Annotated in this window: 13 protein-coding genes; 10 read left to right on the top strand and 3 right to left on the bottom strand. The window is 66.9% G+C overall.

What is annotated here, in order from left to right:
- The first annotated feature begins 187 nt into the window (after positions 1-187).
- From ACLBV5_RS02780 to ACLBV5_RS02760, 5 genes are all read left to right on the top strand, one after another.
- On the top strand, positions 188-643 hold the full coding sequence (locus ACLBV5_RS02780; protein ID WP_447604742.1) for a nuclear transport factor 2 family protein: 456 nt from the start codon (positions 188-190) through the stop codon (positions 641-643).
- On the top strand, positions 643-1,374 hold the full coding sequence (gene recO / locus ACLBV5_RS02775; RefSeq protein ID WP_447604741.1) for a DNA repair protein RecO: 732 nt from the start codon (positions 643-645) through the stop codon (positions 1,372-1,374). The genes ACLBV5_RS02780 and recO overlap by 1 nt, the downstream gene beginning before the upstream one ends.
- A gap of 116 nt (positions 1,375-1,490) precedes the next feature.
- Positions 1,491-3,704 carry a DNA topoisomerase IV subunit A gene (gene parC, locus ACLBV5_RS02770; protein ID WP_447604740.1) on the top strand — a complete coding sequence of 738 codons (2,214 nt, stop codon included), beginning with the start codon at positions 1,491-1,493 and terminating at the stop codon, positions 3,702-3,704.
- A gap of 246 nt (positions 3,705-3,950) precedes the next feature.
- Positions 3,951-4,520: a LemA family protein gene (locus ACLBV5_RS02765; RefSeq protein WP_025976768.1), complete on the top strand. Its 570-nt coding sequence runs from the start codon at positions 3,951-3,953 to the stop codon at positions 4,518-4,520.
- A gap of 6 nt (positions 4,521-4,526) precedes the next feature.
- Positions 4,527-5,558 carry a M48 family metallopeptidase gene (locus ACLBV5_RS02760; protein ID WP_447604739.1) on the top strand — a complete coding sequence of 344 codons (1,032 nt, stop codon included), beginning with the start codon at positions 4,527-4,529 and terminating at the stop codon, positions 5,556-5,558.
- Positions 5,559-5,738: 180 nt separating this feature from the next.
- Here the strand turns inward: ACLBV5_RS02760 and ACLBV5_RS02755 are convergent, their stop codons facing one another.
- Positions 5,739-6,470: an arginyltransferase gene (locus ACLBV5_RS02755; RefSeq protein WP_447604738.1), complete on the bottom strand. Its 732-nt coding sequence runs from the start codon at positions 6,468-6,470 to the stop codon at positions 5,739-5,741.
- 133 nt (positions 6,471-6,603) lie between these two features.
- The gene (locus ACLBV5_RS02750) at positions 6,604-7,506 is read right to left on the bottom strand and encodes a flagellar motor protein MotB (RefSeq protein WP_303692265.1); all 903 of its coding nucleotides are present in this window, start codon (positions 7,504-7,506) and stop codon (positions 6,604-6,606) included.
- Positions 7,507-7,629: 123 nt separating this feature from the next.
- Here ACLBV5_RS02750 and ACLBV5_RS02745 point away from each other — a divergent pair, with 123 nt between their 5' ends.
- Positions 7,630-8,142, top strand: a complete 513-nt coding sequence (locus ACLBV5_RS02745; protein ID WP_227157889.1) for a flavin reductase family protein — start codon at positions 7,630-7,632, stop codon at positions 8,140-8,142.
- Between the two features lie 157 nt (positions 8,143-8,299).
- On the opposite strand, the gene hemB is transcribed toward ACLBV5_RS02745, so the two are convergent.
- Positions 8,300-9,301, bottom strand: a complete 1,002-nt coding sequence (hemB, locus tag ACLBV5_RS02740; RefSeq protein ID WP_447604737.1) for a porphobilinogen synthase — start codon at positions 9,299-9,301, stop codon at positions 8,300-8,302.
- A 309-nt stretch (positions 9,302-9,610) separates the two neighbouring features.
- Between hemB and ACLBV5_RS02735 the strand changes: the two genes are divergently transcribed.
- The 4 genes from ACLBV5_RS02735 to ACLBV5_RS02720 are packed head-to-tail and all read left to right on the top strand — an operon-like array spanning position 9,611 to position 13,781.
- Positions 9,611-10,747, top strand: coding sequence for an isobutyryl-CoA dehydrogenase (locus tag ACLBV5_RS02735; RefSeq protein WP_447604736.1), 1,137 nt, complete (start codon positions 9,611-9,613; stop codon positions 10,745-10,747).
- Positions 10,744-11,796, top strand: a complete 1,053-nt coding sequence (locus ACLBV5_RS02730) for an enoyl-CoA hydratase/isomerase family protein (RefSeq protein ID WP_447604735.1) — start codon at positions 10,744-10,746, stop codon at positions 11,794-11,796. The genes ACLBV5_RS02735 and ACLBV5_RS02730 overlap by 4 nt, the downstream gene beginning before the upstream one ends.
- 51 nt (positions 11,797-11,847) lie before the next feature.
- Positions 11,848-13,218, top strand: a complete 1,371-nt coding sequence (locus ACLBV5_RS02725; RefSeq protein ID WP_447604734.1) for a class II 3-deoxy-7-phosphoheptulonate synthase — start codon at positions 11,848-11,850, stop codon at positions 13,216-13,218.
- Positions 13,215-13,781, top strand: coding sequence for a prephenate dehydratase domain-containing protein (locus tag ACLBV5_RS02720; protein ID WP_447604733.1), 567 nt, complete (start codon positions 13,215-13,217; stop codon positions 13,779-13,781). The genes ACLBV5_RS02725 and ACLBV5_RS02720 overlap by 4 nt, the downstream gene beginning before the upstream one ends.
- Positions 13,782-14,031: the final 250 nt, after the last annotated feature.

Below are 14,031 nucleotides of genomic sequence, written 5' to 3'. Positions count from 1 at the left end.
CTGACGACTGGAGCCGGGAAGGGCTCGAAAAACGAAGCGGACATAGGCGCCGCATCACCCTGATTCCAATACGGCTTTGGTCGTAACAGTCTGTGATCACAAAGGCGTTAGCAGGCGGGGACGGATCAGGAATGCGACGAGGCGGGCCGCGCTTCCCCCGCAGGCGGAACAGGACTAGAACAAAGCCATGATCACCGCCGCCCTGATGATGCTTCAACTGTCCGCCGCGCCTGCGGAAACCGCGCCGATCGAGCGGACGCTGGACGCTATGCACGCCGCCGCCTCCGTCGCGGACGGCGAGGCCTACTTCGCGACCTTCACGCCGGACGCGCGTTTCATCGGCACGGATGCGGCTGAGCGCTGGAGCTTGTCGGAGTTCCGCGCCTACGCCATGCCCTACTTCTCGCAAGGGCGTGGCTGGGCCTATCGCCCAACGGCGCGAACCGTGACCATCGCCCCGATCGATTGCCGCTGCGTCGCCTGGTTCGACGAGGTGCTGGACAACGACGCTTATGGGACCACGCGCGGTTCGGGCGTGCTGCGCCTGACCGACGACGGCTGGAAGATCGAGCAGTACGTCCTCAGCTTCGCCGTGCCGAACGACCGGGCGCGCGCCGTCGTCGACGCCATCAAGGCCGACTGATGGAGGTTCAGGACGACGCCTTCGTGCTGTCGGCGCGGGCGCATGGCGATACGGGGGCGGTGGTCGATCTGCTGACCGAGCGGCATGGCCGCCGCGCCGCTTATGTCGCAGGCGGGGCGTCGCGCAAGATGCGGCCCTTCCTTCAGCCCGGCGCCAGGGTTGTGGCGGACCTGAGGTCGCGAACCTCGGATCAACTGGGTTCGGCGCGGCTGGAGCCCGTGGGCGAGGGGCCGGCCGCCCTGTTCGACGACCCGCTGGCCCTGACCGGCCTCAGCGCCGCCGCTGCGGTGGCGCAGGGCGCCCTGCCGGAACGAGAGCCGCATCCCGGCGCCTTCTATGCTTTCGAGGCGCTGATGACGGCCTTCGCGGTGCCCGAGGTCTGGCCCGCCATCTTCGTGCGCTTCGAGGCGGGGCTGCTGGAGGACCTGGGCTTCGGTCTCGACCTGTCGCGGTGCGCCTCCACGGGGTCGATGGACGATCTGGTCTGGGTCAGCCCCCGCACCGGCCGCGCCGTCAGCCGGGAGGCGGGCGCGCCCTATGCCGACAAGCTGCTGGCCCTGCCGCCCTTCATGCTGGGGGCGCAGGCGGGGCTGGGCGCGGGCGACGTGAAGGCGGGGCTGGAGCTGACCGGGCATTTCCTCGAGCAGTTCGTCTTCCACGCCCTGAACCGCCCGCTGCCGCCCGCGCGGGTCTGGATGATCGACAAGCTGGGCGAGGCTGGGCGGCTGTAGCGCCTGCCCGCGTCAAAGCCCCTTCGCGCGTTTCTGCACAGTTAGGCGCGGACAATCCCGGCGTCAGGCCTCCGCTGCGCTAGACTTTCCTCGTCCGATCATTGATTCGAAGTCGTATGACCATCCACACCCCGACGCCCGACGGCGGCCGCATCGTCGAAGAACCGATGGGCGAGGCGCTGTCGCGCCGCTATCTGGCCTACGCCCTGTCGACCATCACCAACCGGGCGTTGCCCGACGTGCGCGACGGCTTCAAGCCGGTGCATCGGCGCATCATGTACGCCATGCACCAGATGCGGCTGAACCCGCAGGCGGCGGCGCGTAAATGCGCCAAGGTCGTCGGCGAGGTCATGGGCGGCTATCACCCGCACGGCGACGCCTCTATCTATGAGGCGCTGGTCCGTCTGGCTCAAGACTTCGCCCAGCGCTATCCGCTGGTGGACGGGCAGGGGAACTTCGGCAACATCGACGGCGATAGCGCGGCGGCCATGCGCTATACCGAGTGCAAGCTGACGCCCGCCGCCGTCCTGCTGCTGGACGGCATCGATCAGGACGCCGTCGACTTCCGCCCCACCTATGACGATCAGGACGAGGAGCCTGTTGTTCTGCCGGCGGGCTTCCCTAACCTGCTGGCCAACGGCTCGTCGGGCATCGCCGTGGGCATGGCGACCTCGATCCCGCCGCATAACGTCGGCGAACTGATCGACGCCTGCCAGTTGCTGCTGGAGCGGCCGGACGCGACGACGGTCGACCTGATGCAGATCGTGCCGGGACCGGACTTCCCCACCGGCGGCGTGTCGGTCGAGAGCCAGGCCGCCATTCTGGACGCTTATGAGACGGGCCGCGGCGGCGTGCGCCTGCGCGCCAAGTGGGTCGAGGAAAAGCTTGATCGCGGCGCCTATCAGATCGTCGTCACCGAGATGCCGTACCAGGTGCAGAAGTCGCGCCTGATCGAGGCGCTGGCGGATCTGATCGAGAACAAGAAGGCGCCCTTGCTGGGCGATGTGCGCGACGAGTCGGCCGAAGACATCCGCCTCATCCTCGAACCGAAGAACCGCACCATCGAGCCTGAAATGCTGATGGAAAGCCTGTTCAAGCTGTCCGATCTCGAGGTGCGCTTCCCCATCAACATGAACGTGCTGGACGCTACCGGCACGCCGCGCGTCATGGGGCTGAAGGAATGCCTGCGGGCCTTCCTGGATCACCGCCGGGTAGTGCTGAACCGCCGCAGCCAGTGGCGCATCGCCCGCGTCGAGAAGCGCCTGCACCTGTTGGAAGGCCTGCGCATCGTCTTCCTGAACCTGGACGAGGTCATCCGCATCGTCCGCGAGGAAGAACAGCCCAAGGCGGCCCTGATCGCGACCTTCGGGCTGAGCGAGCTTCAGGCCGACTTCATCCTCGACACCCGCCTGCGTCAGCTGGCCCGTCTCGAAGAGATGACGATCGAGAAGGAATTCAAGGAGCTGTCGGAAGAACTTGCAGCGTTGCAGGCGCTGACGTCCTCCGAGGCGAAACAGTGGAAGGCGATCGGCAAGGAGCTTGAGGCCGTGCGCAAGGCCTTGATCTCGCCGCGCCGCACCGTGATCGGAGAGGCGGTCGACGCCTCGGCCTTCGTCGCGCCGGAAGCCTTCATCCCGCGTGAGGCGATCACCGTCATCCTGTCGGATCGCGGCTGGATCCGCGCCGCCAAGGGCAAGGTCGACGATCCCTCTGAGCTGAAGTTCAAGGAAGGCGATAAGTTGGGCTTCCTGATTCCCGCCTTCACGACGGACAAGCTGCTGATCGGGGCCTCGGACGGGCGCATCTTCACCATCGGCGCCGACAAGCTGGCCTCCGGGCGCGGCCACGGCGAACCGCTACGCCTGATGATCGACCTGGACGAGAAGGCCGACATCATCAACGTCGTGGCGCACGAGCCGGACGCCAAGCTGTTGATCGCGTCTAAGGCCGGCTACGGCTTCGTGGCCCCCGAGAACGACCTTCTGGCGCAGAAGCGCGGCGGCAAGCAGGTGCTGAACGGCGAGATGCTGGCCATGCTGCGCGTGCCTTCGAGCCCCCAGGCCGACCACGTCGCCGTCATCGGCGAGAACATCAAGACGCTGGTCTTCACCCTGGCCGAACTGCCCGAAATGGGCCGGGGCAAGGGCGTGAAGCTGCAGAACTATAAGCAGGGCGGCCTGGCCGATGTGACGGTGTTCAACGCCGAGCAGGGACCGGAATGGGTCGATGGCGGCGGCCGCCGCCGCAACTGGCCGGACTGGAAGGACTGGCTGGGCAAGCGCGCCGGGGCCGGGCGGCAGGGTCCGCGCGGGCTGAGGAAATTCCGCTGATCCCTGTCTCCCTCCCCGTCCCGGGGAGGGAGAAGGTTGGTGCGTGTCTTTCCTTCCCACTTTGTGGGGAGGGGGACCGCGAAGCGGTGGAGGGCCTGACCACCGCGGAACCAAGACGCCCCTCCGTCACGTCGCCTTCGGCTCCGCGCCACCTCCCCATTGCATGGGGAGGAGAGGTGACGGCGAATTCATTGGTTGGGGCGGGATTCGCACCCCATACTCCGCCCATCTTTCGGAGGAGGCTCAATGATCACCCTGATCATCATCGGCGTCATCGTCGCCATTCTGCTGTTCGTCGTGGTCGGCGCCTACAACCGGCTGGTGAAGCTGGATCAGACGGCGAACCAGTCGTTCGCCGATATCGACGTGCAGCTGAAGCAGCGTCAGGACCTGATCCCCAATCTAGTGGAGACGGTGAAGGGTTACGCCACGCATGAGCGCGGCACCCTGGACGCCGTCACCCAGGCGCGCGCCGCCGCTGCGGGGGCTCGCACCGTCGATGAAAAGGTGCAGGCCGAGAACATGCTGACGGCGACGTTGGGCCGCCTGTTCGCCGTGTCTGAGGCCTATCCAGACCTGAAGGCCAACGCCAACTTCCAGCAACTTCAGATGGACCTGTCGGACATTGAGAACAAGCTGGCCGCCGCGCGCCGCTTCTTCAACAATGCGGTCAGCGAGTTCAACGCCGTGCGCCGTCAGTTTCCGACCGTTCTGTTCGCCGGGATGTTCGGCTTCGGCGCCGACAAGCCTTTCTTCGACGTGGGCGAAAGCGAGCGCGCCGGCCTGAACGCCGCGCCGCCGACGGTGCAGTTCTAAGCCCCAATGGCGATTTTCGGTCAGGCCGTCGGCCTCAAGACCCACATCTGGCAGAACAACGCCCGGTCAGCGATCCTGCTGGCCGGGTTCCCGGTGCTGCTGGTCGGCATATTGTTCGGCGTTCAGGTGCTGATGATGGGCTTCGGCCTGCTGCCCAACTCGGGCGGGGACCTGGGTCAGGACCTGGCGCTGGCGGCCTCCATGCTGGGCTGGACCGTGCCCTTCGCCGTCATCGCCGCGGCGATCTGGTTCGTCATCGCCTATTTCGGCAACCAGCTTATGATCGACGTCATGACCGGGGCGCGAAAGGTCGAGCGCCGGGTCGAGCCGGAACTCTATAACCTGCTGGAGAATCTGGCGATCTCGCGCGGGATGAAGACGCCCGCTTTGCGCATCATCGAAAGTCCGTCGTTGAACGCCTATGCGTCGGGCCTGCATGAGGGCAACTACAGCGTCACCGTCACGCGCGGCCTGATGCAGACTCTGAACCGGGATGAGATGGAGTGCGTCCTGGCGCACGAGCTGACGCACGTCATCAACAAGGACGTGCGGACCATGGTGATCGCCTCGATCTTTGCCGGCATCATCAGCGTGATCGCCGAACTGGTGTTCCGCAGCCTGTTCTACATGCGCGGCGGGCGCGGGCGGGACAACAAGAACGCCATGCCGCTGATCCTGATCGGCCTGGCCATCGGGGTGATCGGCTTTGGTCTGGCCGCCGTCATCCGCATGACCCTGTCGCGGACGCGTGAGTATGTGGCGGATGCGGGGGCGGTGGAGCTGACCAAGAACCCGGACGCGATGATCTCGGCGCTGAGGAAGGTGTCGGGCCAGTCCAAGATGGAGGCGCCGGACGAACTGCGCGGCATGTTCCTGGACAATACGGCCGAGAAGACGGGCTTTTCGGGCCTGTTCGCGACGCACCCGCCGATTGAGAAACGCATCGCCGCGCTGGTGCAGTTCGCCGGCGGCCGCGATGATGGGCCGTGGGGCGGCGAGGCATCCCAAGCCAGAGGCACGGCGGTGCCGACGACGTAGGTTTTCCTTCTCCCCTTGTGGGAGAAGGTGGCCCGTCAGGGGCGGATGAGGGGTGTCGGCGCGGCGGCGGGCCGCTGCGCTCTGACAATTAGATTTCATTGGATACGGGGCGCTGACACCCCTCATCCGTCTGGCTTCGCCAGCCACCTTCTCCCACAAGGGGAGAAGGAAGGTGCGGCTTTAAAACCGCTCCCAGCCCCAGGGGCGCAGCGCCTCTAGCGGGCGGAACTCGGCCTTGTAGTCCATCTTGGGCGAGCCCTGGACCCAGTAGCCGAGGTAGACGTAGGGCAGTTCCACCGTCTCGGCCTGCTGCAGGTGATCCAGAATGGCGAAGCGGCCCAGGCTGCGGCGCTCCAGATCCGGGTCGAAGAAGCTGTAGACCATCGACAAGCCGTCATGCAGCAGGTCGGTCAGGCAGACGCCGACCAGACGGCCGGGCCCGCCGTCTTCGCTGGGCAGGCGGTATTCGATCAGATGGGTGCGAACGGCCGTGTCCTCGACCATGGAAACATAGTCGGACCAGCCCATGTCGCTCATCCCCCCGCCGGGGTGGCGGGCGTTCAGATAGCGTTGCAGCAGGTCGAACTGTTCCATCGTCGCCTCGGCCTCGACCAGAGCGCGCGACAGGTCCGCGTTGCGGGCCAGGATGCGGCGGCGCGAGCGAGAGGGTTCGAAATCCGCCACCGGAATCCGCACCGAAACGCACGCCGCACAGGCCTCGCAGGCGGGGCGATAGGCGATGTTCTGGCTGCGACGGAAGCCGGCCTGGGTCAGGGCGTCGTTGACGTCCGCCCCGTCGCTGAACGGCAGGTTGGCGAAGACTTTGCGCTCGAACTTGCCTGGCAGGTAAGGGCAAGGGGCGCTGGCCGTCATGAAGAAGCGGAGCTGGCGCGAGAAGAAGTGCTGGGTCACGGCTGTCGCTCCGTGACGGTGTCAGCGCCCGCATAGGGGCTGGATGGGTACGCGCGGCTCATGTCCTGATTTGGCGCGCAACCAGCCGATTTCGCAAGCCTTCTTCGCGCGGCGGGCGTCTCGCCGCGCTTTCTCACAGGCTGGTGTCCGTGGGCAGGACCGGCGCTTCGCGCAGCAGGACGATGGCGATGCGGCGGTTGCCGGCCAGCGACGGATCGTCGGGATAGAGGGGATCGGAGCCCGCCTTGCCCGCGACGGAATAGACCCGGTCGGCGTTCACGCCCGCGCTTTGCAGCGTCAGGCGCGAGGCGTCGGCGCGGGCCGAGGACAGGGGCCAGTCGCCGGGGCTGCTGGCGCGGCTGGAGCCGGCGACGGCGCTGGTGTGGCCGGTGATGGAGATGCGGTTGGGCAGTTGGTTGATGACCTTGGCCACGGCGCGCAGCAGCAACTGGGCGCGCGGGTTGGGGCGGGCCGAGCCGTTCTCGAACATCGAGCGGCCTTCCTGATCGACCAGCTGGATGCGCAGGCCTTCGGGCGTCTGATCGATGATCAGCTGTTTCGACAGCTCGGCCAGTTCCGGCATGGACTGCATCGCCTGACGCAGGGATTCGGCGGCGCTGGCGAAGTCGGCGGCCTCGCGCCGGGCGATCTCGGCGCGCAGGGCGGCTTCGCTGGCCGAGGCCAGGTTGGAATTCTGGCCAGCGTCCTGGGGGGCGTCGGGCGCGGCCGGGGCCAGTTGTTCAATCACGGCGTTGGAGCCGGCGCCCTTGGCCCCTTCGGAATCGCCCAGCGACGTGCCGCCGAGGATACCGCCCGAGCCCGAAGTGGAGGCGGATACGCTGGCCGGGGCGAAGTATTCGGCGATGCCGCGTTTCTGTTCCGGGTCGGTCGTGTTGATCAGCCACATCAGCAGGAAGAAGGCCATCATGGCGGTGACGAAGTCGGCATAGGCCACCTTCCACGCGCCGCCGTGGTGCCCGCCGCCGGAAACCTTTTTCACCTTCTTGATCAGGATCGGGCGATCGTTCAGCGCCATGGGGGCGGGTCCGTCTTAACCGTGTTCGTTCGCCTTACATCCCACGCGGGGCTTAAGAAGCGGTTGCGGCGAGCTGCGGCGGCGCGCCGCGCCCTTGCCGATGCGGACTTCACGGCCTAGCTGATGGCCATGACCAATGCGTCCGCTTCTCCCGCCGCCGATTTCGATCCTCGCGCCTATCGCCGGGCGCTGGGCGGGTTTGCGACGGGCGTGTGCGTGGTGACGGCCCATACGGGCGACGGGCCGCTGGGGATCACGGTGAACAGCTTCACCTCCGTCTCGCTGGACCCGCCCCTGGTGCTGTGGTGCATGGACGTCAAATCCGACCGCCACGACGCCTTCGCTGGCGCGGAGCGGTTCGCCGTCCATATGCTGCCGGTCGAGGACAAGGCCATGTCCGACCGCTTCGCCTGGGGCGCGTGCCGCCTGTCGGACGATGAGTTCGCGGTGGACGACCCGGAGCCGCCGCGCCTGCGGAACGCCGTGACGCGTCTGACCTGCCGGACCCACGACCGCATCGTCATGGGCGATCATCTGGTGATCGTCGGCCGGGTGGAGGCGTTCGATACGCGGCCGGGGGATGCTCTGACCTATTTCCGAGGCAAGTACGGCAAGGCGGTCGATCCGACGGCGTGATCCTTCTCCCCTTGTGGGAGAAGGTGGCAGGCGGAGCCTGACGGATGAGGGGTGCGAAGACACGCTCTCAGCGCCCTCAATATTCAAGCCGCTCCGCCGACACCCCTCATCCGAGCCCTTCGGGCCCACCTTCTCCCTCAAGGGGAGAAGGAAAAAATCAGCCCATCATCCGGGCGGCTTGCGGCGCGAAGTAGCTGATGACGCCGGACGCCCCCGCGCGTTTGAAGGCGTGCAGGCTTTCCAGGATGGCGCGGTCCGGGTCCAGCCAGCCGTTGGCGAAGGCGGCCTGCATCATCGCGTACTCGCCGGACACCTGATAGGCGAAGGTCGGCACCTTGAAGGTCTGGGACACCAGCCGGACGATATCCAGATAGGGCAGGCCCGGCTTGACGATCAGGGCGTCGGCGCCTTCCGACAGGTCCATCGCCACTTCGCGCAGGGCCTCCTCGGCGTTGGAGAAGTCCATCTGATAGGTCTTCTTGTCACCGGTCAGCGATTTGGACGAGCCGACGGCGTCGCGATAGGGGCCATAGAAGGCCGAGGCGTATTTGGCGGCATAGCTGATGATCAGGGTGTCGCTCAGGCCATTGGCCTCCAGCGCCTCGCGGATGGCCTGGACGCGGCCGTCCATCATGTCGGACGGCGCCACCGCGTCGGCGCCGGCGTGGGCGTGGATGAAGGCCTGTTCGGCCAGCCGCTCCAGCGTCGGGTCGTTGACGATGCGGCCGTTCTCCAGAACGCCGTCGTGGCCGTGGTCGGTGTAACAGTCCAGAGCCACGTCGGTCATGACGCCGATCTCGGGCGCGGCGTCTTTGATGGCGCGGATGCAGTGGGGGATCAGGCCGTCCGGGTCGCTGGCGGCGGCGCCCACATTGTCCTTCAGGCCGTCGTTCACATTGGGGAACAGGGCGACCATCGGGATGCCCAGGTCGCGGGCCTCGACGGCGGCCTTGGCGGCCTCCTTGGGCGACAGGCGGAAGACGCCCGGCATGGAGGCGACCGGCTGGCGATCTTCTGGGCCGTCATGGACGATCAGCGGCCAGATCAGGTCGGCCGGCGTCAGGGTCGTCTCGGCGACCAAACGGCGCACCCACGGCTGCGAACGCAGGCGACGCGGGCGGGCGTAGGGAAAGGCGGCGGGCTGGAAGGGCATGGTCATGGGCGGGGCTTAAAACAAAGCGAGGGGAGAGGCAAAAGGCGAACTGTCCACCCTATGCTCGACCTATCTCCCGCTCATCCCGGCGGACGCCGGGACCCAGTGAGAGCGCCGCGCGCATCGCTGACATTGGCGGCGTCATAGCATGAACTTGAATGGGCAGGTTTGAAGCCAAAGCACTGGATCCCGGCGTCCGCCGGGATGAGCGGAAATCTAGGGTGTGAGCCGACAGCAAGGTGACGCGCACGCAGCCAGCCGTTAGAAGCGCCCCGAACGCCCCGTCAGAGGGCAGGCTGTAATGCGGGAGCTTTCATGGACTTCGCCCTCACCGACGATCAACGCGCCATTCAGGACGCGGCCCGCGCCTTCGCCGAGGCCGAGCTGGCCCCGCACTCGGCCCGCTGGGACGAGGACAAGCATTTCCCGGTCGACGTGCTGAAGGCCGCCGCCGAGATGGGCTTCGCCGGCATCTATACGGGCGAGGAACATGGCGGCATGGGCCTGGGCCGCATCGAGGCGGCGGTGATCTTTGAGGAGTTGTCGCGCGGCGACGTGGCGACGGCGGCCTTCATCTCGATCCACAACATGGCGACGTGGATGATCGATAAGTTCGGCTCGGACGAGTTGCGGGCGCGCTTCGTGCCGTCGCTGGTCGGGATGGAGAAGATCGCCAGCTATTGCCTGACCGAGCCGGGCTCGGGCTCGGACGCGGCGGCGCTGCGGACGACGGCGGTGCGCGACGGCGACCACTATGTACTGAACGGCTCCAAGGCCTTCATTTCCGGCGCCGGAACGTCAGACGTCTATGTCGTCATGGTCCGCACGGGCGGGGAGGGGCCGAAGGGCATCTCGACCCTGGTGGTCGAGGCGGGGACGCCCGGCCTGTCGTTCGGTGCCAATGAGAAGAAGATGGGCTGGAACGCCCAGCCGACCGCCGTGGTCAGCTTTGACGACTGCCGGGTGCCGGTCGCCAATCTGGTGGGCGAGGAAGGCGCGGGCTTCAAATACGCCATGGCCGGTCTGGACGGCGGGCGCCTGAACATCGCCGCCTGCTCGCTGGGCGGGGCGCGTTTGGCGCTGGAGACGGCGCAGGAATACGTCGCCGGCCGCAAGCAGTTCGGCCAGGCCATCGGCCAGTTCCAGAACACCCAGTTCGAGCTGGCGGACATGGCCACGGATCTGGAGGCCGCCCGCCTAATAGTTCTGCGCGGCGCCTGGGCGATCGACACCGGCCACCCCGAGAAAACCAAGTGGTGCGCCATGGCCAAGCGCCTGACCACCGACGCATGCTTCCAGATCGCCGATCAGGCGCTGCAGCTGCACGGCGGCTACGGCTATCTGAAGGACTATCCGCTGGAGCGGATCGTGCGCGACCTGCGGGTGCACCGCATTCTGGAAGGCACGAACGAGATCATGCGCGTGATCATCGCGCGGGAGCTGGCGAGATGAGCGAAGCTGAAGTCATCACCCGCATCGAAAATGGTATCGGCCGCATCACCCTGAACCGGCCCAAGACGATCCATGCGCTGAACCGGGCCATGTGCGAGGCGATGATCGAGGCCCTGCTGGCCTGGCGCGCGGACGACGCGGTTCAGTCGGTGCTGATCGACCACGCGGGCGAGCGCGGCTTCTGCGCCGGGGGCGACATCCGCATGATCGCCGAGAGCGGGGCGGGGGACGCGTCAGAGGCGAAGGCCTTCTTCAAGACCGAGTATCAGTTGAACCATCTGATGTTCGTCTATCCCAAGCCGATCACGGCGGTGGTGGACGGCATCGTCATGGGCGGCGGCGTGGGCATCAGCGAACCGGCCGACGTCCGCATCGCGACCGAGCGCACCACCTACGCTATGCCCGAGACGGGCATCGGCCTGTTTCCCGACGTGGGCGGCGGCTGGTTCCTGCCGCGCCTGCCAGGCCAGACGGGGGTCTGGCTGGCGCTGACCGGCGCGCGGCTGAAGGCGGCGGATACGGTGGCGCTGGGCATTCACACCCACTTCGTGCCGAGCGAGGGCGCCGAGGCGTTCAAGGCCGAACTGCTGGCCGCGCCTGCCGACCCGAAAGCGGTCGCGGACCGCGTCGCCGCAGACGCCGGGCCGTCGCCGCTGGCCGCGCACCGCGAAGCCATCGACCGGTTGTTCGCCTTCGACACGGTCGAGGAGATCGTCGCCGCGCTTCAGGCTGACGGTTCCGAGTGGGCGCTGAAGCAGCTCGATATCCTGAAGACCAAGTCGCCGCAGTCGCTGAAGGTGTCGCTGCGCCAGATTCGCACGGGCGCGACGCTGACCGACTTCGCCGACAACATGGCGATGGAATACGCCCTGGGCGGCCGCGTGGTTCAGACCCATGACTTCCAGGAAGGCGTGCGCGCCGTCATCATCGATAAGGACAATGCGCCGAAGTGGTCGCCCGCCGAGCTTTCTTCGGTTTCCGACGCCCAGATCGAGGCCTTGTTCGAGCCGCTGTCCGCCGCTGAGGCATGGAAACCGCTGATCGACTGATTTCGCGCAAGCTTTGTTGTCCGGGTCGGGGGAAAAGCCTATCTTGGCGAAATGAGTAAGCGCTGGACCCCCGAATCCTGGAGAAACAAGCCCGTCCTGCATATGCCGACGGACTATCCGGACGCCGCCGAACTGGCGCGCGTCGAAGACGAGCTGCGCGCGATGCCGCCCCTGGTCTTTGCGGGCGAGGCGCGCAAGCTCACCAGCCATCTGGCCCAGGTCGAGGCGGGCGACGCCTTCCTGCTGCAGGGCGGCGACTGCGCCGAGAGCTTCAAGGAGTTCTCGACCGACAACATCCGCGACACCTTCCGCCTGATCCTGCAGATGGCGGTGGTGCTGACCTTCGCCGGCCGCAAGCCGGTGGTGAAGGTGGGCCGCATCGCCGGTCAGTTCGCCAAGCCGCGCTCGTCCCCGGTCGAGGAGATCGGCGGGGTGGAACTGCCGTCCTATCGCGGCGACATCATCAACGGCATGGGTTTCACGCCGGAAGAGCGCACGCCCGATCCGCAGCGTCTGATCCGCGCCTATAACCAGTCGGCCTCGACGCTGAACCTGCTGCGCGCCTTTGCGGGCGGGGGGTATGCCGATCTCTACAACATCCATCGCTGGACGCTGGGCTTCGCCGATGATGGCGCGGGCGCGGCCTACCGCGAACTGGCTGACAAGATCACCGAGGCCCTGGCCTTCATGGAGGCGGTCGGCGTCACGCCCGAGACGCATCCCGACCTGTCGCGCGTCGAGGTCTTCACCAGCCACGAAGCCCTGCTGCTGAACGTCGAGAGCGCGCTGACGCGCCTGGACGGCTCGACCGGCGAATGGTTCGACACCTCGGCCCACATGCTGTGGATCGGCGAGCGCACCCGCCAGCTGGACGGCGCCCACATCGAGTTCATGCGCGGCATCTCCAACCCCATCGGCGTCAAGTGCGGGCCGACCATGACGGCAGAGGACCTGCTGCCGCTGATCGACGCCCTGAACCCGAACAATATTCCGGGCCGTCTGACGCTGATCGGCCGCTTCGGCCACGACAAGGCGGGCGACCGCCTGCCGGGCCTCATGCGGGCGGTGAAGGCGGCGGGCAAGCGCGTCGTCTGGTCGATCGACCCGATGCACGGCAATACGCTGAAGGCGGGCAACGGCTACAAGACCCGTCCGTTCGACCGCGTCATGGGCGAGGTCCGCACCTTCATCGACGTGGCGGAGGCCGAGGGCGTCCATCCCGGCGGCGTCCACCTGGAGATGACGGGCCAGAACGTCACCGAATGCATCGGCGGCGCCCAGGCGGTGACTGAGGACGACCTGTCGAGCCGCTATCACACCCACTGCGACCCGCGCCTGAACGCGGATCAGGCGCTGGAGCTGGCCTTCCTGGTCGCCGAGCGTCTCAAGGCCGGGCGGCAGGCCCGGTCCGAGGCCGCATGACGGCAGAAGACCACACGCCCGGCCGCGTCGCCTATCAGGGCGCGCCGGGCGCCTTCAGCCATGAGGCCTGCCTGGACCTGCGCCCGTGGGACGAAGCGGTCGGCTTTGAAACCTTTCAGGGGGCGATCGACGCGGTCCTGAGCGGCGACTGCCATTGCGCCCTGATCCCGGTCGAGAACTCGACCGTGGGCGTGGTCGAGCCCGCCGCAACTCTGGTGCGAGAGGCGGGATTGGTGGCGGTCAGCGACGCCTGGCGGCCGATCCGATTGGCCTTGATGGGCGTGCCTGACGCGCGCCTGTCCGACATAAAAACGGCCGAGAGCCATCCCGTCGCCCTGCAGCAGTGCTCCAAGGCTCTGAACGAGATGAAGATCTCGGCGATTGAAGTGTTCGACACCGGGGGCGCCGCCGCCGCCGTCGCCGAGGCGGGGGACGTCTCGCGCGCCGCCGTCGCGCCAGCGCGCGCGGCCGAGGTTTATGGGCTGATCGTTCTACGCAACGATTTGCAGGATTTCAGCGACAACCGGACGCGTTTTGTCCTGTTCACGGCCTCTGAGGCTTGACCGCGCATAAAATTTGCTGTTGTAAGGCCCGGTCGGATCAACCCTGATCCAGAAACCGGACCGGATTCATGTCCTCGCTGCGCGCACAAATGACCCCTGAAACCACCACGCGCGCGGTGGCCGGCTTTTATTTTGGCTACGGCTATTACGGCTTTCGATACGCCGGCTGAGGCGTCGGGCTTCTAACCAAACCCTGACTGTCTCGCTGGCGACCGCTTCTCCCCAAGCGGCCAGTACGCGCGTTCACGCC

The organism is Brevundimonas sp. M1A4_2e (genome assembly GCF_053345555.1).
This window is presented reverse-complemented; position numbering and strand designations above follow the sequence as displayed.

What these genes read in the sequence shown, in the direction of transcription:
- ACLBV5_RS02760 (WP_447604739.1), top strand. Translation starts at nt 4,527, where the DNA reads ATGGCGATTTTCGGTCAGGCCGTCGGCCTCAAGACCCACATCTGGCAG.
- ACLBV5_RS02730 (WP_447604735.1), top strand. Translation starts at nt 10,744, where the DNA reads ATGAGCGAAGCTGAAGTCATCACCCGCATCGAAAATGGTATCGGCCGC.
- recO (WP_447604741.1), top strand. Translation starts at nt 643, where the DNA reads ATGGAGGTTCAGGACGACGCCTTCGTGCTGTCGGCGCGGGCGCATGGC.
- parC (WP_447604740.1), top strand. Translation starts at nt 1,491, where the DNA reads ATGACCATCCACACCCCGACGCCCGACGGCGGCCGCATCGTCGAAGAA.
- ACLBV5_RS02735 (WP_447604736.1), top strand. Translation starts at nt 9,611, where the DNA reads ATGGACTTCGCCCTCACCGACGATCAACGCGCCATTCAGGACGCGGCC.
- ACLBV5_RS02725 (WP_447604734.1), top strand. Translation starts at nt 11,848, where the DNA reads ATGAGTAAGCGCTGGACCCCCGAATCCTGGAGAAACAAGCCCGTCCTG.
- ACLBV5_RS02780 (WP_447604742.1), top strand. Translation starts at nt 188, where the DNA reads ATGATCACCGCCGCCCTGATGATGCTTCAACTGTCCGCCGCGCCTGCG.
- ACLBV5_RS02745 (WP_227157889.1), top strand. Translation starts at nt 7,630, where the DNA reads ATGGCCATGACCAATGCGTCCGCTTCTCCCGCCGCCGATTTCGATCCT.
- ACLBV5_RS02720 (WP_447604733.1), top strand. Translation starts at nt 13,215, where the DNA reads ATGACGGCAGAAGACCACACGCCCGGCCGCGTCGCCTATCAGGGCGCG.
- ACLBV5_RS02750 (WP_303692265.1), bottom strand. Translation starts at nt 7,506, where the DNA reads ATGGCGCTGAACGATCGCCCGATCCTGATCAAGAAGGTGAAAAAGGTT.
- ACLBV5_RS02765 (WP_025976768.1), top strand. Translation starts at nt 3,951, where the DNA reads ATGATCACCCTGATCATCATCGGCGTCATCGTCGCCATTCTGCTGTTC.
- hemB (WP_447604737.1), bottom strand. Translation starts at nt 9,301, where the DNA reads ATGACCATGCCCTTCCAGCCCGCCGCCTTTCCCTACGCCCGCCCGCGT.